Origin of the sequence: Streptomyces sp. NPDC059224 (assembly GCF_042754285.1) — a bacterium.
Classification (GTDB): Bacteria; Actinomycetota; Actinomycetes; order Streptomycetales; family Streptomycetaceae; genus Streptomyces.
Window position 1 is genome coordinate 62463 of record NZ_JBHZAN010000014.1, and the last position, 18614, is coordinate 81076.

At 72.2% G+C, this 18614-nt stretch carries 21 protein-coding genes; 11 read left to right on the top strand and 10 right to left on the bottom strand.

Going from position 1 to position 18614, the window contains the following annotated elements; translation table 11 throughout:
- Positions 1-85 precede the first annotated feature (85 nt).
- The gene (locus tag ACFXI4_RS16860) at positions 86-973 is read right to left on the bottom strand and encodes a tetratricopeptide repeat protein (protein WP_384991219.1); all 888 of its coding nucleotides are present in this window, start codon (positions 971-973) and stop codon (positions 86-88) included.
- 43 nt (positions 974-1016) lie between these two features.
- Entirely contained in the window at positions 1017-2021 is a 1005-nt protein-coding gene (locus ACFXI4_RS16865) for a GNAT family N-acetyltransferase (RefSeq protein WP_384991501.1), read from the bottom strand.
- A gap of 140 nt (positions 2022-2161) precedes the next feature.
- Between ACFXI4_RS16865 and fdxA the strand changes: the two genes are divergently transcribed.
- Positions 2162-2482: a ferredoxin gene (gene fdxA, locus ACFXI4_RS16870; protein ID WP_086766880.1), complete on the top strand. Its 321-nt coding sequence runs from the start codon at positions 2162-2164 to the stop codon at positions 2480-2482.
- Positions 2483-2618: 136 nt separating this feature from the next.
- The gene (locus ACFXI4_RS16875; RefSeq protein ID WP_384991503.1) at positions 2619-3713 is read left to right on the top strand and encodes a bifunctional succinyldiaminopimelate transaminase/glutamate-prephenate aminotransferase; all 1095 of its coding nucleotides are present in this window, start codon (positions 2619-2621) and stop codon (positions 3711-3713) included.
- Between the two features lie 105 nt (positions 3714-3818).
- On the opposite strand, the gene ACFXI4_RS16880 is transcribed toward ACFXI4_RS16875, so the two are convergent.
- Both ACFXI4_RS16880 and ACFXI4_RS16885 read right to left on the bottom strand, forming a co-directional pair.
- Positions 3819-4316: an ATP-binding protein gene (locus ACFXI4_RS16880; protein WP_384991222.1), complete on the bottom strand. Its 498-nt coding sequence runs from the start codon at positions 4314-4316 to the stop codon at positions 3819-3821.
- Between the two features lie 282 nt (positions 4317-4598).
- Positions 4599-5546: a heavy metal transporter gene (locus ACFXI4_RS16885; RefSeq protein ID WP_384991224.1), complete on the bottom strand. Its 948-nt coding sequence runs from the start codon at positions 5544-5546 to the stop codon at positions 4599-4601.
- A 147-nt stretch (positions 5547-5693) separates the two neighbouring features.
- Here ACFXI4_RS16885 and dapE point away from each other — a divergent pair, with 147 nt between their 5' ends.
- A complete protein-coding gene (gene dapE / locus ACFXI4_RS16890) occupies positions 5694-6773 on the top strand; it encodes a succinyl-diaminopimelate desuccinylase (RefSeq protein WP_384991226.1) in 1080 nt (359 codons plus the stop codon).
- A 104-nt stretch (positions 6774-6877) separates the two neighbouring features.
- Complete coding sequence (locus ACFXI4_RS16895) at positions 6878-7636, top strand: TIGR00730 family Rossman fold protein (RefSeq protein WP_384991228.1); 759 nt, start codon at positions 6878-6880, stop codon at positions 7634-7636.
- A 34-nt stretch (positions 7637-7670) separates the two neighbouring features.
- Here ACFXI4_RS16895 and folP read toward each other — a convergent pair whose 3' ends face one another.
- Positions 7671-8531, bottom strand: coding sequence for a dihydropteroate synthase (gene folP, locus ACFXI4_RS16900; protein WP_384991230.1), 861 nt, complete (start codon positions 8529-8531; stop codon positions 7671-7673).
- Positions 8532-8695: 164 nt separating this feature from the next.
- On the opposite strand from folP, the gene ACFXI4_RS16905 reads away from it, so the two are divergent.
- Entirely contained in the window at positions 8696-9055 is a 360-nt protein-coding gene (locus ACFXI4_RS16905; RefSeq protein WP_384991232.1) for a DivIVA domain-containing protein, read from the top strand.
- Positions 9052-9666 (top strand): DNA-3-methyladenine glycosylase I, encoded by a 615-nt coding sequence (locus ACFXI4_RS16910; protein ID WP_384991235.1) that lies wholly within the window; start codon positions 9052-9054, stop codon positions 9664-9666. Before ACFXI4_RS16905 ends, ACFXI4_RS16910 begins: the two co-directional genes overlap by 4 nt.
- A 55-nt stretch (positions 9667-9721) precedes the next feature.
- Here ACFXI4_RS16910 and ACFXI4_RS16915 read toward each other — a convergent pair whose 3' ends face one another.
- On the bottom strand, positions 9722-10525 hold the full coding sequence (locus tag ACFXI4_RS16915; RefSeq protein ID WP_362723036.1) for an enoyl-CoA hydratase-related protein: 804 nt from the start codon (positions 10523-10525) through the stop codon (positions 9722-9724).
- Between the two features lie 380 nt (positions 10526-10905).
- Here ACFXI4_RS16915 and ACFXI4_RS16920 point away from each other — a divergent pair, with 380 nt between their 5' ends.
- Positions 10906-11073: a DUF3117 domain-containing protein gene (locus tag ACFXI4_RS16920; protein ID WP_004950282.1), complete on the top strand. Its 168-nt coding sequence runs from the start codon at positions 10906-10908 to the stop codon at positions 11071-11073.
- 86 nt (positions 11074-11159) lie between these two features.
- On the opposite strand, the gene ACFXI4_RS16925 is transcribed toward ACFXI4_RS16920, so the two are convergent.
- Positions 11160-11858, bottom strand: coding sequence for an O-methyltransferase (locus tag ACFXI4_RS16925; protein ID WP_384991505.1), 699 nt, complete (start codon positions 11856-11858; stop codon positions 11160-11162).
- A gap of 235 nt (positions 11859-12093) precedes the next feature.
- On the opposite strand from ACFXI4_RS16925, the gene sigE reads away from it, so the two are divergent.
- The 4 genes from sigE to ACFXI4_RS16945 all read left to right on the top strand — a co-directional run bounded on the left by sigE (position 12094) and on the right by ACFXI4_RS16945 (position 15333).
- Positions 12094-12810 carry an RNA polymerase sigma factor SigE gene (gene sigE / locus ACFXI4_RS16930; protein WP_362731385.1) on the top strand — a complete coding sequence of 239 codons (717 nt, stop codon included), beginning with the start codon at positions 12094-12096 and terminating at the stop codon, positions 12808-12810.
- The gene (locus ACFXI4_RS16935; protein WP_384991238.1) at positions 12807-13763 is read left to right on the top strand and encodes an anti-sigma factor family protein; all 957 of its coding nucleotides are present in this window, start codon (positions 12807-12809) and stop codon (positions 13761-13763) included. Before sigE ends, ACFXI4_RS16935 begins: the two co-directional genes overlap by 4 nt.
- A 228-nt stretch (positions 13764-13991) precedes the next feature.
- On the top strand, positions 13992-14435 hold the full coding sequence (locus tag ACFXI4_RS16940; protein WP_384991241.1) for a sec-independent translocase: 444 nt from the start codon (positions 13992-13994) through the stop codon (positions 14433-14435).
- Positions 14436-14661: 226 nt separating this feature from the next.
- A complete protein-coding gene (locus tag ACFXI4_RS16945) occupies positions 14662-15333 on the top strand; it encodes a hypothetical protein (protein ID WP_384991243.1) in 672 nt (223 codons plus the stop codon).
- A 159-nt stretch (positions 15334-15492) separates the two neighbouring features.
- Here the strand turns inward: ACFXI4_RS16945 and ACFXI4_RS16950 are convergent, their stop codons facing one another.
- The 3 genes from ACFXI4_RS16950 to ACFXI4_RS16960 are packed head-to-tail and all read right to left on the bottom strand — an operon-like array spanning position 15493 to position 18560.
- Positions 15493-16626: an Mrp/NBP35 family ATP-binding protein gene (locus tag ACFXI4_RS16950; RefSeq protein WP_384991246.1), complete on the bottom strand. Its 1134-nt coding sequence runs from the start codon at positions 16624-16626 to the stop codon at positions 15493-15495.
- A gap of 43 nt (positions 16627-16669) precedes the next feature.
- Positions 16670-17266, bottom strand: coding sequence for a DUF1003 domain-containing protein (locus ACFXI4_RS16955; protein WP_384991248.1), 597 nt, complete (start codon positions 17264-17266; stop codon positions 16670-16672).
- Positions 17256-18560: a magnesium transporter MgtE N-terminal domain-containing protein gene (locus ACFXI4_RS16960; RefSeq protein WP_362731117.1), complete on the bottom strand. Its 1305-nt coding sequence runs from the start codon at positions 18558-18560 to the stop codon at positions 17256-17258. The genes ACFXI4_RS16955 and ACFXI4_RS16960 overlap by 11 nt, the downstream gene beginning before the upstream one ends.
- Positions 18561-18614: the final 54 nt, after the last annotated feature.

Below are 18614 nucleotides of genomic sequence, written 5' to 3' on the forward strand. Positions count from 1 at the left end.
GCGCGGGGAACCGCGCGCCGCGCCACGACGGACTCGCGGGCGCGCAACGCGTCCCCCCACGGCCAAGCGGCGGCCCCCGTTCCCCTCAGTTGAGCCTGGCCCGAGCCGACCGTGCCTCGCCGCGCACCTTCTCCGCCGCCGCCTCGTCGACGGCCTCGATCAGCCCCGCGTACTCCTCCAGCTCCTCGGCGCCGTCGGTGAAGTCACCCCGCTGCACCAGCAGCCGTGCCCGGTCGTACCGCAGCCTGGCCGGGTGGGAGGGCATCAGCAGGGACAGGTCCACCGCCCACAGGCCCACCTCCGACCGCTCGGGCCGGGCCGCCGCCCAGGCCCGTACGTTGTTGAGGATCCGGCGTACGACGTCCAGCGGATCGGCCGGTTCCAGCATCGCCGGCTCCAGCGGCGCCCCCGTCGCCCCCACCACCAGCGTCTGCGCGTCCGAACCGGTCAGCACCCGGCCACCGTCGAACGGATCGGCCAGCACCTGCTCCTCGGCCGGCCCGAACCCCACCACGAAGTGCCCCGGCAGCGCGACCCCGTGGACCGGCGCGCCCGCCCGCCGGGTCACCTCCAGCCAGACCACGGACAGCAGGATCGGCAGCCCGCGCCGCCGGCGCAGCACCTCGTGCAGCAGTGAGGACTCCAGCCTGCGGTAGTCCGAGGCGGTGCCGTGGAAGCCGAGCCGTTCGCCCAGCAGCCGGTGCGCCGCCGTGGCCCAGGCGTGCGGGCCGCCCGGCCGGTACGGCAGCTGTCCGGCCAGCCGGTCCAGCTCCATCTGCGCCGCGTCGATCCCGGCCTCGTCCAGCGAGCCGTCGGCCGCCGCGCCCAGCAGCAGACACAGCGTCGCCAGATCGGGCCGCTCGGACCGCGCCTCCTCGGCGAAGCGCCGCCCGACCTCGGAGGCCCGCTCCGGCGCCGGCGGACGCAGACGCGGACGCGGTGCTGGATCCGGATCTGGAACAGGGGGGTGCATAGCTGTTTCGTGCCCTTCCGGAACGCTCCGTACCACGGCGGCCTCAGCGGCCGTCCGCCGCCGGCTCCCTGTAGTGGTGGTACGCGTGGTGTGCCCCGAAACCCAGCCCGGTGTACAGCGCCCGCGCCCCGGTGTTCCCGGCCTCCACCTGGAGCCAGGCCGCGGACGCGCCCTCCTCCAGCGCCCGCCGGGCGAGCGCGGCCATGACCTCGCCGGCCAGTCCCCGGCGTCGCAGCGCCGGATCCACCTCGACGGCGGCGAACCCGGCCCACCGGCCGTCCACCACCAGCCGCCCGATGGCCGCCGGGGCGCCCTCGCCGGGAACGGTCGCGAACCACACGGACGGCCCTCCCCGCAGCACCCGCAGGGCGACCTCGCCGACCCCCTTGCGCTGGTAGCGCGCGAGCCAGGCCTCGTCGGCCGACCGGGAGAGCACCACACCGGCACCCTCCGCACGGTCCGCCACCGGCGCCGTCGCCCCGGTCCACAGCTCGGCACTCACCTCACGCACCCAGCCGCGCCGCTCCAGCTCGGCACCGAGCAGCTCCTGCGTGCCCTCGGCGCCGGTCGCGGTCTGCACGTACGCGGGCAGCCCCCGCTCGCCGTACCACCGCCGTACGGCGTCCAGGGCCGCGTCGAGCGGGAGGCCCGGCCCGCCCAGCGGCAGCACGCTGTTCGCCCGCCGGGTGAATCCCCCGGAGGCCCGCAGCTCCCACTCACCGAGCCGCTCGCTCTCCAGCGGCGGCCAGCCGCGCGAGGCGACACGCGCGACTTCGCGGTACGTGGCCGCCGGTCCCCGGCGGCGCGCCGGAGCGGCCGGCACCACCTTGGCGGCCACCAGAGCGGACTCCGGTATCCGGACGATCAGCCCGTCCCGCCGTGCGATCGTCAGCATGCCGTCGTCGTCCCATGATGTGAGAACACCCACCGTGTCGGTGAACTTCTCCCCGGGTAGGCCATTTCCCGCCAAACGGCGCACGGAGATTCTTTTGCCCACGTCAGCAGCGGTGATGCGGACCTCGAAGCGTCCTGCGGCCGAGATTTCCACTGGTCGGTTCACCCCTCCTGTTCGGATCATGCCCGAGAACGGAGATACTAGGGGTGGGCATCGACGACGCCGCGCTCCCGCGCGCCAGGCGGCGGAGCCTACGGAGGCCCGCCAGCGCCCAATCGAGGAGGAACGACAGCGTGACCTACGTCATCGCGCAGCCTTGTGTCGACGTGAAGGACAAGGCGTGCATCGAGGAGTGCCCGGTCGACTGCATCTACGAGGGCCAGCGGTCCTTGTACATCCACCCGGACGAATGCGTTGACTGTGGCGCCTGTGAGCCGGTCTGCCCGGTCGAGGCGATCTTCTACGAGGACGACACTCCGGAGGAGTGGAAGGACTACTACAAGGCCAACGTCGAGTTCTTCGACGAGCTCGGCTCTCCCGGGGGCGCCAGCAAGCTGGGCCTGATCGAGCGCGACCACCCCTTCGTCGCCGCGCTGCCCCCGCAGGCCGGGTAGCCCGTACGGCGGCCCGCCGCACCACCGTGCCGCCTCGGTCCCGTACGGCCTGATCGCACCCGGTCGGCGCCTGCGGGACCGAGGCGTTTGCCGTGCCGGTCGTACCGGTCGTACCGAAGAAAGCGAGCCAGTGACCGTGTCCGCAGTCTCCGACCGTCTGCCCACCTTCCCCTGGGACAAGCTGGAGCCGTACAAGAAGACGGCAGCGGCGCACCCGGACGGCATCGTCGACCTCTCCGTCGGCACCCCGGTGGACCCGGTCCCCGACCTGATCCAGAAGGCCCTGATCGACGCGGCCGACTCGCCCGGCTACCCCACCGTCTGGGGCACCCCGGCGCTGCGCGACGCGATCACCGGCTGGGTCGGGCGCCGCCTGGGCGCCCGCGACGTCACCCACCGCCACGTCCTGCCGATCGTCGGCTCCAAGGAACTCGTCGCCTGGCTCCCCACCCAGCTGGGCCTCGGCCCCGGGGACAAGGTCGCCTACCCGCGCCTGGCGTACCCCACCTACGAGGTCGGCGCCCGCCTGGCCCGCGCGCAGTACGAGGTCTACGACGACCCACGCGACCTGGACCCGACGAACCTGAAGCTCCTCTGGCTGAACTCCCCGTCCAACCCGACGGGCCGGGTCATCCCGGCGCGGGAGCTGACGGAGATCGTCGCCTGGGCCCGCGCCCACGGCGTCCTGGTCTTCTCCGACGAGTGCTACCTCGAACTGGGCTGGGAGGCAGACCCCGTCTCGGTCCTGCACCCGGACGTGAACGGCGGCTCGTACGACGGCGTCGTGGCCGTCCACTCCCTCTCCAAGCGGTCCAACCTGGCCGGCTACCGAGCGGCCTTCCTGGCCGGTGACCCGGCGGTGCTCGGCCCGCTCCTGGAGATCCGCAAGCACGGCGGCATGATGACGTCGGCACCCACCCAGGCGGCGGTGGTGGCGGCCCTGTCCGACGACACCCACGTCCAGGAACAGCGCGGGCGTTACGCGGCCCGCCGCCTCCTCCTCCGTGCGGCGCTGGTGGCCCACGGCTTCCGCGTCGAACACAGCGAGGCGAGCCTCTACCTGTGGTCGACGAGGGACGAGTCCTGCTGGCGGACGGTGGCCCACCTGGCCGAACTCGGCATCCTGGTGGCACCGGGCGACTTCTACGGCACGGCGGGCGAGAGGTTCGTCCGGGTGGCCCTGACGGCGACGGACGAGCGCGTACGGGCGGCCGTGGAGCGGCTCTCCTAGACCCCGACCGCTGCCGGAGTTCTCTTCGGCGGCAGCCGAGGCACGACGAGAAGGGACCCGGGGCGAACCCCGGGTCCCTTCGCACATCACCGGCGTCGCGCGGCGTCAGCCGCCCAGCGGCAGGCCCTTGACCGGCAGGCCGCCCTTGGTGAGCCCCTGCGTCGGCAGGCCGCCCTTGGTGAGCCCCTGCGTCGGCAGGCCGCCCTTTGCGAGCCCCTGTGCCGGCAGGCCGCCCTTGGTCGCCGTGGCCGCCGTCTCGCCGAGCAGCCCACCGGCGGAGCCGGCCGCGTCGCCGGCGGCGTGCTGCACCACCGGCGCCGCCACCTTGACGGCCTTGCCGCCGGTCCTGCCCGCGGCCGGCAGCGCCGACTCGACCGTCCTGCCGCCGGTGTGGCCGACGGTGCCGGCGACGTTCTGCGCCGCACTGTCGGCGGTATTGCCGACGCTCGCTCCGTCCAGCGCGGTCAGACCGCCCAGGTTCGGAGTGGCGGCCGGCAGGCTCGGGGCCGCGCCGGCGGAGCCGGCCGCACCGACCCCGGCTGCCGCTCCCGCTGCGACGAGCAGCGCGGCACGGGCGATCCGGCGGGTCAGAGGGAGGGACATGATGCTCCATTCGACGGGAGGGAACGTGATCGCCGTGACTACCGCTCGAAGTCCGCGAAGGTTGCGGAGGCGCAAGGTAAAGAATTGATAACGCATCGCATTATCGGGTGTGGATAAAAACGGGCAAAGAGCGTCCGGGGGTGAGGGTGTCCGGAACCGCGCAGAATCCTTACGTCCCCGTGCTCGCAACGGGTTTCGCGCAGGGGTGGCTGACCGTGCGAGAACGTGGGTACACCATGGATCCGATCCGCCCCGGCCGACCCGTCGGAGTGAAACGCCGAACTACTGCCCGGTCACGATCCGCACCGACCCCGCGGACTTCTCCGCTCCGCCCGTGCTCTTCGAACCGGCCGCAGCCCGCCACTGGCTGTCCGTGCTCCCGGCGGACCACTCCCGGCCGGCGTACGACACCCGCTGGATGTGCAGGGCCGAGGAGTTGGCCACCGCCCAGTGCGCCAGCTGCCAGCCGCGCTCGCTCTCGGTGCGCCCCGACCCGTCCTTCCCGCCGCCCTGCGGCACCGGCACGGTCACGGTCCGTCCGTGCGCCGTGGCGGTCACGCTCGGCGTGGGTGTCGGCGAACTCGCGGACGAGCCGCTCACCTCCGCGCCGGCCTCCTCGACCGCGTCCCGCCCGAAGTCCCGTACCAGCGCGGTCCGTACCGCGTCCGGACCCGTCGCCGCCGCCCCGGTGACGGCCGCCGGGCGCCCGTCGCAGGTCAGCGTGGCCGCCGCCTGCCCGGTCAGGGCCGCCGCGAGCAGGGTGGCGTCGGTCTCGTGCTTGGCGTACGCCTCCGGGTAGCCGCTGCGCTGCACGCGCTGCGCGGCCACCGTCAGCGGCAGGGTCTCGTAGTCGCGCACCTTGGCCAGGTGCGCGTAGAACATGCCCGCCGCGTACGCCGGGTCCAGGATCTGCTTCGCGGTGCCCCAGCCCTGTGAGGGCCGCTGCTGGAACAGGCCCAGTGAATCCCGGTCGCCGTGCTCGATGTTGAGCAGCCCGGACTCCTGGAGCGCGGTCGCCAGGGCGATGGCCACCGCCCGCTCGGGCATGCCGCGCCCGGTGCCGACGGCGGCGATCGTCGCCGCGTTCACCGCCTGTTCGGGCGTGAAATCGTACGACTCGCTGTCGCTCCGGCCCGAGACGACCTTGCAGCCCTCGGAGCCGCCGCCGCCGGTGACGTACTGGACGACCAGATACGCCGCGACGGCGCACAGGATGAGCAAACCCGACACGAAACGCAGGGCACGGCGGCGACGCGTGGGGCGGGTGGGGGACGGCTCTCGCACGCGTACAACATACTGGAGAGTACGAGCGGCTCAACCCCGCGTGCGAAAGCCTGTGAAACCGCCTCCGCGGTACCGCGCGCTAGGGTCGGGGCCATGGCCGACACCTCGCTTGACCTCACTCTGGACGCGGCCGCGCTGACCGCGCGACTCGTCGACTTCCGTTCGGAGAGCGGCACCGAGAAGCCGCTCGCGGACGCGATCGAGGCCGCGCTGGGTGCCCTGCCGCATCTGACGGTCGACCGGTACGGCAACAACGTGATCGCCCGGACGAACCTCGGCCGCTCCGAGCGCGTGATCCTGGCCGGTCACATCGACACCGTCCCGATCGCTGACAACGTGCCGTCCCGGCTGGACGAGGACGGCGTGCTGTGGGGCTGCGGCACCTGCGACATGAAGTCCGGCGTCGCCGTCCAGCTGCGCATCGCGGCCACCGTGCCCGCCCCGAACCGCGACCTGACCTTCGTCTTCTACGACAACGAGGAGGTCGCCGCCCACCTCAACGGCCTCCGGCACGTCGCCGAGGCGCACCCGGAGTGGCTGGCGGGCGACTTCGCGGTCCTTCTCGAACCCTCCGACGGCGAGGTCGAGGGCGGCTGCCAGGGCACCCTGCGGGTCCTGCTGAGGACCACGGGCGAGCGGGCCCACTCCGCGCGCTCCTGGATGGGCTCCAACGCGATCCACGCGGCCGCCCCGATCCTCGCCCGGCTCGCCGCCTACGAGCCGCGCTACCCGGTCATCGACGGCCTGGAGTACCGCGAGGGCCTCAACGCGGTGGGTGTCTCGGGCGGGGTCGCCGGCAACGTCATCCCCGACGAGTGCGTGGTCACGGTCAACTTCCGGTACGCCCCCGACCGTTCCGAGGAGGAGGCGATCGCGCACGTCCGGGAGGTCTTCGCCGGCTGCGGGGTCGAGGAGTTCGTGGTCGACGACCACAGCCCCGGTGCGCTGCCGGGCCTCTCGCACCCGGCCGCGGCCGCCTTCGTCGAGGCGGTCGGCGGCACCCCGATGCCCAAGTACGGCTGGACCGACGTCTCCCGTTTCTCCGCCCTGGGCGTCCCGGCGGTCAACTACGGTCCGGGCAATCCGCACTTGGCGCACAAGAGGGATGAAAGGGTCGAAACCGGAAAGATCCTGGCGGGCGAGGAGCGGCTGCGCGCCTGGCTGACCCGTTGAGCCGTACGACGGCGCTGCGCAGCGGACATGCCGACGTCCCGCGCCGGTAACCCGGGTGGATCTACGCTGGGTCGGGTACACGTGCAAGCGGAGGGAGCGCGCATATGCCTACCGGGAACCCCGAGGGGAAGAAGGTGCCGCCGGACGAGCAGCGCCTTGGGCCGGTCCTCCGACGGCGCGGTCAGGTGACCGCGAGCACGACGGACCAGCGTCTGCTGGACGCGGGCGGCCCCTCCGACTGGGTCCACACGGACCCCTGGCGGGTGCTGCGCATCCAGTCGGAGTTCATCGAGGGCTTCGGCACGCTCGCCGAACTCCCCGCCGCGATCAGCGTGTTCGGCTCGGCGCGGACGCCGGTGGACTCGCCGGAGTACGACGCGGGGGTGCGGCTGGGCCGGGGCCTGGTCGAGGCCGGCTGGGCGGTCATCACGGGCGGCGGGCCCGGCGCGATGGAGGCGGCCAACAAGGGCGCCCTGGAGGCGGGCGGCGTCTCGGTCGGCCTCGGCATCGAGCTGCCCTTCGAGCAGGGCCTGAACCCCTACGTCGACATCGGCCTGAACTTCCGCTACTTCTTCGTGCGGAAGATGATGTTCGTCAAGTACGCCCAGGGCTTCGTGGTGCTGCCCGGCGGCCTCGGCACCCTGGACGAATTCTTCGAGGCGCTCACCCTCGTGCAGACGCAGAAGGTCACCCGCTTCCCGATCGTGCTGTTCGGGAGCGCCTACTGGGGCGGCCTGGTGGACTGGCTGCGCAACACCCTGGTGGTGCAGGGCAAGGCCTCGGAGAAGGACCTCCTGCTGTTCCACGTCACGGACGACGTGGCGGAAGCGGTGGCCCTGGTCTCCAAGGAAGCGGCCCGCTAGGACGCGCCGGCACCGGGGGCGCAGCCGCCGGAGGCTACGCCAGGCCTCGCCGGGCCACCGTCGGAGGGCGGTGGCCCGCGATGGACGCGACCATGTCGAGGACCTGGCGGGTCTCCGCCACCTCGTGGACGCGGTACACCTGCGCTCCCAGCCACGCCGACACCGCCGTCGTCGCCAGCGTGCCGATCACCCGTTCCTTCACCGGCCGGTCCAGCGTCTCGCCCACGAAGTCCTTGTTGGACAGGGAGACCAGCACCGGCCACCCCGTCGCGGTCATCTCGCCCAGCCGGCGCGTCGCCTCCAGGCTGTGCCGGGTGTTCTTGCCGAAGTCGTGTCCGGGATCGATCATCACCGACTCCCGGGGCACCCCGAGCGCCACGGCCCGCTCGGCCAGCCCCAGGGTCACCCGCAGAATGTCGGCCATCACGTCGTCGTACGTCACCCGGTGCGGCCGCGTCCGCGGCTCCGCCTCACCCGCGTGCGTGCACACCAGTCCCACCCGGTACCGGGCCGCGACCTCCGCCAGCGCAGGATCGACCCCGCCCCACGCGTCGTTCAGCAGATCCGCGCCGGCCTCGCAGGCGGCCTCCGCGACCGACGCCCGCCAGGTGTCCACGCTGATCACGACGTCGGGGAACCGCCGGCGCACCTCGGCGACGAACCCGACGATCCGGCGCGCCTCCTCCTCGGGCGTGACCTCCTCGCCCGGGCCGGCCTTCACCCCGCCGATGTCGATGATCGCGGCCCCCTCGGCGACCGCCTGCTCCACGCGCGCGAGGGCGGGCTCGTCGAGGAAGGTCGCCCCCTGGTCGTAGAAGGAGTCCGGCGTCCGGTTCACGATGGCCATGATCACCGATTCGTGCGGCGCGAATTCCCGCTTGCCCAGCCTGAGCATCGCCTGTGACCTCTCGTAGTAAGTCCCTCGGTGCGACCGCCTGTGCCCCTGACTGTCAGACTCGCATGGCACGATCGGACACAGACACATTCGACACCGAGCACACTAAGCGCACTCGGCAGTACGAGTACGCACGAGCTTCATCGAGCCTGGGGGCCACCGCGATGGTTATGTTCCTGTTCCTGGTCGTCGCGCTCGCGGTCGTGGTCGCCGCGGTCACGCTGTCCGTGGTGAGCGGCGGCGAGAGCGCCCCGCTGGCCGAGGTGGCGCCCGAGCGCTTCCAGGACCCGCTGCCCCCGGACCGTCCGGTGAACCGCGCGGACGTCGAGAGCCTCCGTTTCCCGCTCGCCCCGCGCGGCTACCGCATGGCGGACGTCGACGACGCGCTCAGCCGCCTCGGCGCCGAACTCGCCGAGCGCGACGCCCGGATCGCCGACCTGGAGACCACGCTGGCCGGCGCCCGGGCCACGCCGCACGCCCGGCACACCTCGCTGGACAAGCCCGAGCCGGAGGACCGGCCGTGACCGACCTGACCGGTCAGGCCGCCCCGACCGCCGGCGCGGCCGTGGCCGGGCCGGACGGCAGACTGCGCTGCCCCTGGGCCCTGTCCACCGAGGACTACGTGGCCTACCACGACGAGGAGTGGGGCCGTCCGGTCCACGGCGACGACGCCCTCTACGAACGCCTCAGCCTGGAGGCCTTCCAGTCCGGACTCTCCTGGATCACGATCCTGCGCCGCCGCCCCGGCTTCCGCGCCGCCTTCGCCGGGTTCCGCATCGAGAAGGTCGCCGCCTTCACGGACGAGGACCGGGAGCGGCTGCTGGCGGACCCGGGCATCATCCGCAACCGGTCGAAGATCGACGCGACGATGTCCAACGCGAAGGTCCTGGCGGAGTGGGGGCGGGGCGAGCTGGACGAGCTGATCTGGTCGTTCGCCCCGAGGCCGGGTACCTACCCCGCCCCGCGGACCATCGCCGACGTCGCACCGGTGACCGCCGAGTCGACGGCCCTGTCCAAGGCCCTGAAGAAGCGGGGGCTGCGCTTCATCGGCCCGACGACGGCGTACGCCCTGATGCAGGCGTGCGGCCTGGTCGACGACCACCTGGAAGCGTGCATGAGCAGACGCTCCCGTTGAGGCGTGCGGGGAACTGCGCGAGATGCCCTGCGCGCCCGCAGTTCCCCACAGGCCGTCACCGCCCCAGGTACTTCGGCTTCTCCTTGTTCACGAACGCCTGCACTGCGATCCCGTGGTCCTCGGAGGCACCGGCCCGGGCCTGCAGCTCGTCCTCCTTGTCCAGCGTCTCGTCGAGGGAGTGCGTGAGCCCGTAGGCGACGGCCTCCTTCAGTGCCGCGTACGCCATCGTCGGCCCCTCGGCCAGCTTCCGCGCGATCTTCTCGCCCTCGGCCCGCAGCTCGGCCGACGGCACGACCTTGTTCGCGATGCCCAGCTCGTAGGCGTCCTGCGCGCTGATGCTGCGCGGGAAGAGCAGCAGGTCGGCGGCGCGTCCAGGGCCCACGACCCGGGGCAGCGTCCACGAGACCCCGGAGTCCGCGGTCAGCGCGACCCCGGCGAACGACGTGTTGAAGGCGGCCGTGTCGGCGACCACGCGGTAGTCCGCGGCCAGCGCGAACCCGAGACCGGCACCGGCGGCGACGCCGTTCACCGCGGCCACCACCGGCTTCGGTGCCCCCGCCAGCGCCCGCACGATCGGGTTGTAGTGCTCCCGGACCGTCGTCATCGTCTGCCCCGACCCCGTCTCCCGGTCGGAGGCGAGCAGGGTGATGTGTTCCTTGAGGTCCTGGCCCACACAGAACGCCCGGTCCCCGGCGGCGGTCAGCAGGACGGCCCGCACGGCCGGGTCGGCCGCCGCCTCCCGCGCGACCTCCCGAAGCGCGACCTTCGTCGCGATGTTCAGCGCGTTCATCGCCTCGGGGCGGTTCAGCGTGATCGTCGCGAGCCCGTCGCTCACCTCGTAGAGCACGGTGTCGGTCATGGTGCGTCCCCTCCGTCGTCTCCGTCGTCGCGGCTGACGTACCGCTCAGTACGTACAGGTCCGAAGGACAGCATGGCGGAGATCGCGGTCCGACGACCGGACCCGTTGTGTGACCTGCGTCAAAGAAAATCGGAGCCGACTCGCTCGGCGTAAGGACGCGAGGCGGCGCAGTATCGCAGTCACATCGCCGAATTGGGTGGTTTTGCTCGCGCGCGTTGCCCAAGCGATGCCGACTGATGTTGGTCATCGGGTCCTGAGATGCGGGATAATGGCTTGGAAGCAATGTGTTCGATGCCGGTACCGCGTGTCCCGCCAAGGATCGCGCGTGCCCTCGTGGGCCGTCGGCAGACGATGAGCTGTTTTCAGGAAGGGGAACCAGCATGGCGGCCATGAAGCCGCGGACGGGTGATGGCCCGCTCGAGGTGACCAAGGAGGGGCGGGGCATCGTCATGCGCGTTCCGCTCGAAGGCGGCGGTCGGCTCGTCGTCGAGCTGACCCCTGACGAGGCCGCGGCACTCGCCGACGCCCTCAAGAACGTCGTCGTCTGAGGCGTCAGCGACCACACCCTTTCGGCCGCCCCGGCACCGCATGCGGTGCCGGGGCGGTGCCGCATCCGGGGTCCTCGCGCGGCGGGTCAGCGCTTGACGGCGCAGAGCAGTCCGTCGCCCACCGGCAGCAGTGACGGCAGCAGCTCCGGGCTCTCCCGGACCGTGCGCAGCAGCTCGCGCAGCCGCAGCACCTCGGTCGGCTGCGGCCCGGAGTCGACCGTCCGGCCGTTGGCGAAGACGCCCTCGAAGACCACCAGGCCGCCGGTGCGCAGCAGGCGCAACGATTCAGCGAGATAGTCGGAGTACTCCTGCCGGTCGCCGTCGCAGAAGACCAGGTCGTAACCGGCGTCCGCGAGACGGGGGAGTACGTCGAGGGCGCGGCCCGGGATGAAGCGGGCCCGGTTGCTGGCGAAGCCGCAGGCGCGGAAGGCCTGCCGGGCGAACTGCTGGTGCTCCGGCTCGGGGTCGACGGTCGTCAGGACACCGTCCGCGCGCATGCCGTGCAGCAGGTGCATCCCCGACACCCCGCACCCGGTGCCGATCTCGGCGACGGCCTTGGCGTCCACGGAGGCGGCGAGCAGACGCAGCGCGGCACCCGTGCCGGGCGACACCGAGCGCAGCCCTGCGTCGCGGGCCCGGTCACGGGCCCACCGCAGCGCTTCGTCCTCGGCGACAAAGGCGTCGGCGAACGCCCAGCTCGTCTGCCGGTTGCCGGTAATGACCCTCTCCTGTCCCCGTGGTTGCCTGGGCGTGACTGTATCCGTTGGTGCCGGGAACCCGCAGATGGGACCAGGCGTTTAGAGGGGTGGAAGACAGGGCGGGGGGACACGAATGGATCACGATGAGGAGACGGCGGCAGAGCAGCCGCCGACACGGCGGGACGAGCCGTACCGGCAGAGATCAAATTCTCGTAAAACCGCTTATCCGGTGCTAACGGGCGAGGTGGCTATGGTAGGGGCTCCACTGGACACCACCAGAGCCGACAGGGGAGGTGCGGCCGAACCCGGGGACCGGGGAGGAGTGCTACGGCGCTTCCTCGGATCGGCGGGCAGGCCGAAATCCGTGAACGACACCGCTGCTGACCCCAGCCACGCCGACGCGCTCGCCATGGGCGAGGACCGGACCGCGACCTTCTCCACCGACGCGGACGGGCAGGCATGGACTCCGCCCACGTGGGAGGAGATCGTCAGCACGCACAGCGGCCGCGTCTACCGCCTGGCCTATCGGCTCACCGGCAACCAGCACGACGCCGAGGACCTCACCCAGGAGGTCTTCGTCCGCGTCTTCCGCTCCCTGTCGACCTACTCGCCGGGCACCTTCGAGGGCTGGCTGCACCGCATCACGACCAACCTGTTCCTCGACATGGTCCGGCGCAAGCAGCGCATCCGCTTCGACGCCCTCGGCGACGACGCGGCCGAGCGCCTGCCCAGCCGTGAGCCCACCCCTTCCCAGGCCTTCAACGACGCGCACTTCGACGCCGACGTGCAGCAGGCGCTGGACACCCTCGCGCCCGAGTTCCGCGCCGCCGTCGTCCTGTGCGACATCGAGGGCCTGTCGTACGAGGAGATCGCCGCGACCCTCGGCGTCAAGCTCGGCACGGTCCGCTCCCGGATCCACCGCGGCCGCTCCCAGCTGCGCAAGGCCCTCGCGCACCGCTCCCCGGAAGCCCGCAGGGCCGAGCGTCGCTCCTTCGTACCCCGTGTTCCCGCGCTGGGAGGAGGGGGCGCGTCCGCGTGAGTGGTTCCCGACCCGATCCCGCCGAGCGACAGCTCGCCGAGCAGCACCTGGGAGACCGACTCTCCGCCCTGGTGGACGGAGAGCTCGGTCATGATTCGCGTGAGCGCGTCCTGGCCCACCTGGCCACCTGCGCCAGGTGCAAGGCGGAGGCCGACGCCCAGCGCGCACTGAAGAGCGTCTTTTCGGAGGCCGCCCCGCCCCCGCCCTCCGAGAGCTTCCTCGCCCGCCTCCAGGGGCTGCCCGGGGGCGGCGACACCGACGGTTCCCCGTTCGGCGGCCCGGGCCCCTCGGGACGCCGGTCCGACAGCGGGGTCTTCGGCGTGAGCCAGGAGGACCGCTTCGAGTTCGGCTACGTCCCGGCCCACCCGCACGACTCGGCCGTCGCCGCCGACCGGGGCTTCCGGATCCATCCCGTCGGCCGCCCGGACGCCGACCGCTCCGCCTCGCGCGGCATGCGGTTCGCGTTCGTCGCCGCCGGTGCGGTCTCGCTGGCCGCGGTCGCTCTCGGCGGGGTCACCGCCGGCCTGCCCGGCTCCACCTCCGCCGACGCCCGCAGCGGTACCGGTGGCGGCAGCGTCGCCCCGGCCGGCACGGCGGGCACCGGCACCGCGGGCGCCGCCGACTCGCAGCGCCGCCGCTCGCTCACCCCGCTGCTGTCCTCCGGCAGCCTGCTCGGCTCCGCCACGACCGCGGCACCCACCTCGGCCTCCGCGCCGCTGCTGCCCGGAGTGCCCTCCCCGGGCGCCGGCGAGAACGCGCTGCGGGAGCTGACCGCACCCGTACTGGCCGGCGCGGCAGCCGTCTCCCCGCTGATACGCCCCCTGGCCACCAACCCGCCGTTCACCCTCACCTCGTGGACCGACTCCCCCGAGGCGACCGGCGCCGCCCTGCTCGCCGTACCCGTCCCCGACGCGACCTCCGCTCCCTCCCCCTCCTTCCGCGCGGCCCGCTGACCGCGGGAAAGCCGGACAGGAACTGACAGAAACGTCACAGGCGAAACCACGCCCATGCCTCCGACTAGGCAAACAACCGGGAAAACCGGTCGTACACACATGGTCGGACACCTCGGGGCAGTACCGGTCGGACAGGTACGCCGGGTACCGTGGACCCGGCCCGGACCACGGAACAACCGCACCAGCGACCGGAGGGCCGAGGACCGAGGACATCGCAAGGAGCTTCAGGTGTTCAATGACATAGGACCACTCGAGCTGGCGACCATCGTCGTGCTCGCCGTGCTCGTCTTCGGTCCGGACAAGCTCCCGAAGGTCATCCAGGACGTGATGCGGACCATCCGCAAGATCCGGGAGTTCTCGGAGAGCGCCAAGGCGGACATCCGCGAGGAACTCGGCCCGGAGTTCAAGGACTTCGAGTTCGACGACCTCAACCCCAAGAACTTCGTCCGCAAGCACCTGGACAGCGACGAGCTGGGGCTCAAGGAGATCCGCAACGGCTTCGACCTGAAGAAGGAGATGGCCGAGGTCACGGAGGCGGTGCACGGCCGGGAGGCCGACTCGTCCCCTTCCACGGGTTCCGCGGGTTCCACGGGTGGCCGGATCGACATGGCCAAGAAGCCCGAGGAGCCGGGCAAGGACGACCGTCCGCCGTTCGACGCGGACGCCACCTGAGCCCGACCCGACACCTCCGGCCGAGCGGTGCACGTGACGCGTTTCATACCGCGTACGCGCCGCTCACGGCTTGATCCCGCCGCCCGCGCGACCCACGCGCCGGGCGGTTTCGCTGCTGGTTGCAGCGGTGTGGATATGCTGCCGAGTTGTTGTGCGGACCGGACGAGTGCGCCCGAAGGGGGGCGGGCCGCCCCGGACCGACTGGAGCTAGGAGGCGTCCGGGTAGATGGAGACGACAAGTCGGGTGGGCGAACAGACGCCGGGCGCGGAGAACGGACAGCAGGTCCTCTCCGCCCGGCGCACGGTCGACGGCTACCTGGAGGCGCCCTTCCCCTGGTACGGCCTCGACGAGGCCTTCACAGGGCCGCGCTGGCTGATGCAGGTGGGTACGGCGGCCGACGGCGCGGTGGAGCACGGGTCGGTCGGGCACGGCGACGAGCCGTCCGTGCGGAACGAGCACCTCGCCGCGTCCGTCGGTGAGCCGAGGGAGAAGTTCGCGGTGGTCGTGACCATCGCGGCGAATCCGTCCCGCAGGAGCGCCGACGGGACAGGGCTGCTGGAGGCCACGTCGGTGTCGTCGGCCGCGTGGCTGGCCGGGGTCGGGCTGCTGTCCTTCACCTGGCCGGGGCAGATGGACCACACCCTGCGGGACGACTGGCTGGACCAGCAGACCGAGACCGCGTGGCAGTTGGCCGACGAGCTGAGCGGGCCGGAGTGGTCCACGCTGTCGCTGCCGGTGGACGGGGTGCCCACCCCGTTCCACTACCGGGAGTCGGAGTTCGGGTGGGTGCTCGCCGGGTCCACGTCGCAGGGCGTGCACGTGGGGGCGTACGGCCGGGGGATGTCGGCCTACGGGCTCGGGTTCGCGGTGATCAAGGACGTCGCCGAGTACGCATGAGAGACGGGTACGCATGAGAAAAGGGGCGCCGGTCGTTCGTGGCGCCCCTTCGCCGTCGGGACCGCGGTGTGTGCGGGCGCGGGCGCGCCGTGGCCGGTCGCGCCCCGCGGCGGAGCCGCACGATACGGTCCCGCGCCCCTTGCGGGGCGCTGCGACCCCCTAGAACTTGTTGCGCGGCGTGATGCCCAGGGACAGGCCCGACAGGCCCCGCTGCCTGCCGCCCAGCTTCCCGGCGATGCCGCGCAGGGCCGCGCCCGCCGGGCTGTCCGGGTCGGTCAGGACGACCGGCTTGCCCTCGTCGCCGCCCTCGCGGAGGCGGACGTCGATGGGGATGCTGCCGAGGACCGGGACGTTCGCACCCGTCGTGCGGGTGAGGCCGTCGGCGACCGCCTGGCCGCCGCCCGTGCCGAAGACGTCGACCATCTCGCCGCAGTGCGGGCAGGGCAGGCCGGACATGTTCTCGACCACGCCGACGATCTTCTGGTGGGTCTGGACCGCGATGGAGCCGGCGCGCTCGGCGACCTCCGCCGCCGCCTGCTGAGGCGTCGTCACGACGAGGATCTCGGCGTTCGGGACCAGCTGGGCGACCGAGATGGCGATGTCACCCGTGCCCGGCGGGAGGTCGAGCAGCAGGACGTCGAGGTCGCCCCAGTAGACGTCCGCGAGGAACTGCTGGAGGGCGCGGTGCAGCATCGGGCCGCGCCAGACCACCGGGGCGTTGCCCGGGGTGAACATGCCGATCGAGATGACCTTCACGCCGTTCGCCGACGGCGGCATGATCATGTTCTCGACCTGGGTGGGGCGGCCGTCCGCGCCGAGCATGCGCGGGACCGAGTGGCCGTAGATGTCGGCGTCGACGACACCGACCTTGAGACCGTCGGCGGCCATCGCGGCGGCGAGGTTGACCGTCACCGAGGACTTGCCGACACCGCCCTTGCCGGAGGCGACCGCGTAGACCCGGGTCAGGCTGCCGGGTTTGGCGAAGGGCACCTCACGCTCGGTCTGGCCGCCGCGCAGCGCGGACGCCAGCTCCTTGCGCTGCTCGTCGCTCATCACGTCCAGGGTGACGTCGACCCGGGTGACGCCGTCGACCCGGGAGACCGCCTCGGTGACCCGCTGGGTGATGGTGTCCCGCATGGGGCAGCCGGAGACCGTCAGGTACACGGTGACCGCGACCGCGCCGTCCTCCCCGATCTCCACCGATTTGACCATCCCCAGTTCGGTGATGGGTCGGTTGATCTCCGGGTCGTTCACCGTCGCCAGAGCCTCGCGCACCGCGTCTTCGCTAGCCATACAGACGATGGTACGGCGAGGCGCACGGCCCCTATAACGCCCCTCACCGGTCGTCTACGTCACGCCTGGCAGACCGTTCTGCCGGGAATACGCCGTGCGCGCCGTGCCCGTCCCGCCGCTCGTCCATGTCCCGGAGCAGGTCCTGGAGCTCGGAACGGATCCAGTCCCGGGTCGCCACCTCGCCCAGGCCCATGCGCAGCGCGGCGATCTCCCGGGTCAGGTACTCGGTGTCGGCGATGGACCGCTCGTTCTGCTTGCGGTCCTGTTCGAGGTTGACGCGGTCGCGGTCGTCCTGCCTGTTCTGCGCGAGCAGGATCAGCGGGGCCGCGTAGGAGGCCTGGAGGGACAGGGCCAGGGTCAGGAAGATGAACGGGTACTCGTCGAAGCGCAGCTTCCCGGGTGCCGAGATGTTCCACAGCACCCAGACGATGATCACGAACGTCATCCAGACGATGAACCGTCCGGTGCCCAGGAATCGCGCGATGCGCTCGGAGAGCCGGCCGAAGGCCTCCGGGTCCCACTCGGGCACGATCCGCCGTCTGGGCGGCCGCGGCTGGTCCAGACGGTGCCCGCGCGGCCGGGTGGCCGCGGTGGCGCCCGACGGCGTGCGCTCCCGGGTGCCCTCACGTTCAGGCGCCATGGGCCCCCGCCCCCTTCTCCGGCTCCTGCTCCTCCGCGTCGTCCAGGTGGAACTCGGTCTCCCGCCAGTCCTCGGGCAGCATGTGGTCCAGGACGTCGTCCACGGTCACCGCGCCCAGCAGCGACCCCGTCTCGTCCACCACGGGCGCCGCGACCATGTCGTACGTGGCGAAGAACCCGGCGATGATCGGCAGCGTGGCCTCGGGATCGAGCGGTTGCAGGTCGTCGTCGAGGAGCGAACTGACCAGGGTGTACGGAGGATCGCGCAGCAGGCGCTGGAAGTGGACGGCGCCCAGGTACTTGCCGGTCGGGGTCTCGTCGGGCGGCCGGCAGACGTAGACCTGGGCGGCGAGGGCCGGGGACAGGTCGGGGTTGCGGACCCGGGCCAGGGCGTCGGCGACGGTGGAGTCGGGCCGCACCACGATCGGCTCGGTCGTCATCAGCCCGCCGGCCGTGTGTTCCTCGTACGACATCAGCCGCCGCATCTCGGCCGCGTCCGCCGGCTGCATCAGGTTCAGCAGCCGCTCCTTGTCCTCCTCGGGGAGTTCGGCGAGCAGGTCGGCCGCGTCGTCGGGGTCCATGGCCTCCAGCACGTCCGCCGCCCGCTCCTCCTTCAGCTTGCCGAGGATCTCGATCTGGTCGTCCTCGGGAAGCTCTTCGAGGACGTCGGCCAGGCGGTCGTCGTCCAGCGCGGCGGCCACCTCGGCGCGGCGCTTGGCGGACAGGTGGTGCAGCACGTTGGCGAGGTCCGCGGCGCGGAGCTGCTCGAAGGTGGCGAGCAGGCTCTCCGCGCCCTGTCCGTGCTCCTCCAGGGAGAAACCGGTGACCTGGGACCACTCGACGGTGAGCGACTCGCCCCTGGTGCGCCGGAAGGTACCCGTGCGGCCCTTGCGGACGAAGACGCGGTCGACCTCCCACTCCCGGCGGGCCTGCCGCTGCCGGGCGCCCAGGTCCAGGACGGTGACCTCCTCGCCGGTCTCGACCAGCTCGACGCGGCGGTCCAGGAGTTCGCCGAAGACCAGGCGCTCGGTGGGCCGCTGCTCGAACCGGCGGACGTTGAGCACGCCGGTGGTGATGACCTGGCCGGACTCGATGCTCGTCACCCGGGTCATGGGCAGGAAGACGCGGCGCCGGGTGGAGAGTTCGACGACCATGCCGAGCAGCCGCGGGGGCTTGGCGCCGACGCGCAGGATGACGACGAGGTCCCTGACCCGCCCCACCTGGTCGCCGGTGGGATCGAAGACGGCGATACCGGCGAGGTGCGAGACGAAGATCCGGGGGGCGCCCGCTGCCATGGACCCGCCTCCTTTGCCGACCCGAGTACCGCTTGGTTGCTTTGCTGCCCTTTT

Coding starts and splice junctions, on each gene's coding strand:
- ACFXI4_RS16950 (WP_384991246.1), bottom strand. CDS start 16,626: ATGGCTAGCGAAGACGCGGTGCGCGAGGCTCTGGCGACGGTGAACGAC.
- ACFXI4_RS16895 (WP_384991228.1), top strand. CDS start 6,878: ATGCCTACCGGGAACCCCGAGGGGAAGAAGGTGCCGCCGGACGAGCAG.
- ACFXI4_RS16960 (WP_362731117.1), bottom strand. CDS start 18,560: ATGGCAGCGGGCGCCCCCCGGATCTTCGTCTCGCACCTCGCCGGTATC.
- ACFXI4_RS16945 (WP_384991243.1), top strand. CDS start 14,662: ATGGAGACGACAAGTCGGGTGGGCGAACAGACGCCGGGCGCGGAGAAC.
- ACFXI4_RS16915 (WP_362723036.1), bottom strand. CDS start 10,525: ATGACCGACACCGTGCTCTACGAGGTGAGCGACGGGCTCGCGACGATC.
- ACFXI4_RS16880 (WP_384991222.1), bottom strand. CDS start 4,316: ATGTCCCTCCCTCTGACCCGCCGGATCGCCCGTGCCGCGCTGCTCGTC.
- ACFXI4_RS16955 (WP_384991248.1), bottom strand. CDS start 17,266: ATGGCGCCTGAACGTGAGGGCACCCGGGAGCGCACGCCGTCGGGCGCC.
- folP (WP_384991230.1), bottom strand. CDS start 8,531: ATGCTCAGGCTGGGCAAGCGGGAATTCGCGCCGCACGAATCGGTGATC.
- ACFXI4_RS16905 (WP_384991232.1), top strand. CDS start 8,696: ATGGTTATGTTCCTGTTCCTGGTCGTCGCGCTCGCGGTCGTGGTCGCC.
- ACFXI4_RS16920 (WP_004950282.1), top strand. CDS start 10,906: ATGGCGGCCATGAAGCCGCGGACGGGTGATGGCCCGCTCGAGGTGACC.
- ACFXI4_RS16860 (WP_384991219.1), bottom strand. CDS start 973: ATGCACCCCCCTGTTCCAGATCCGGATCCAGCACCGCGTCCGCGTCTG.
- dapE (WP_384991226.1), top strand. CDS start 5,694: ATGGCCGACACCTCGCTTGACCTCACTCTGGACGCGGCCGCGCTGACC.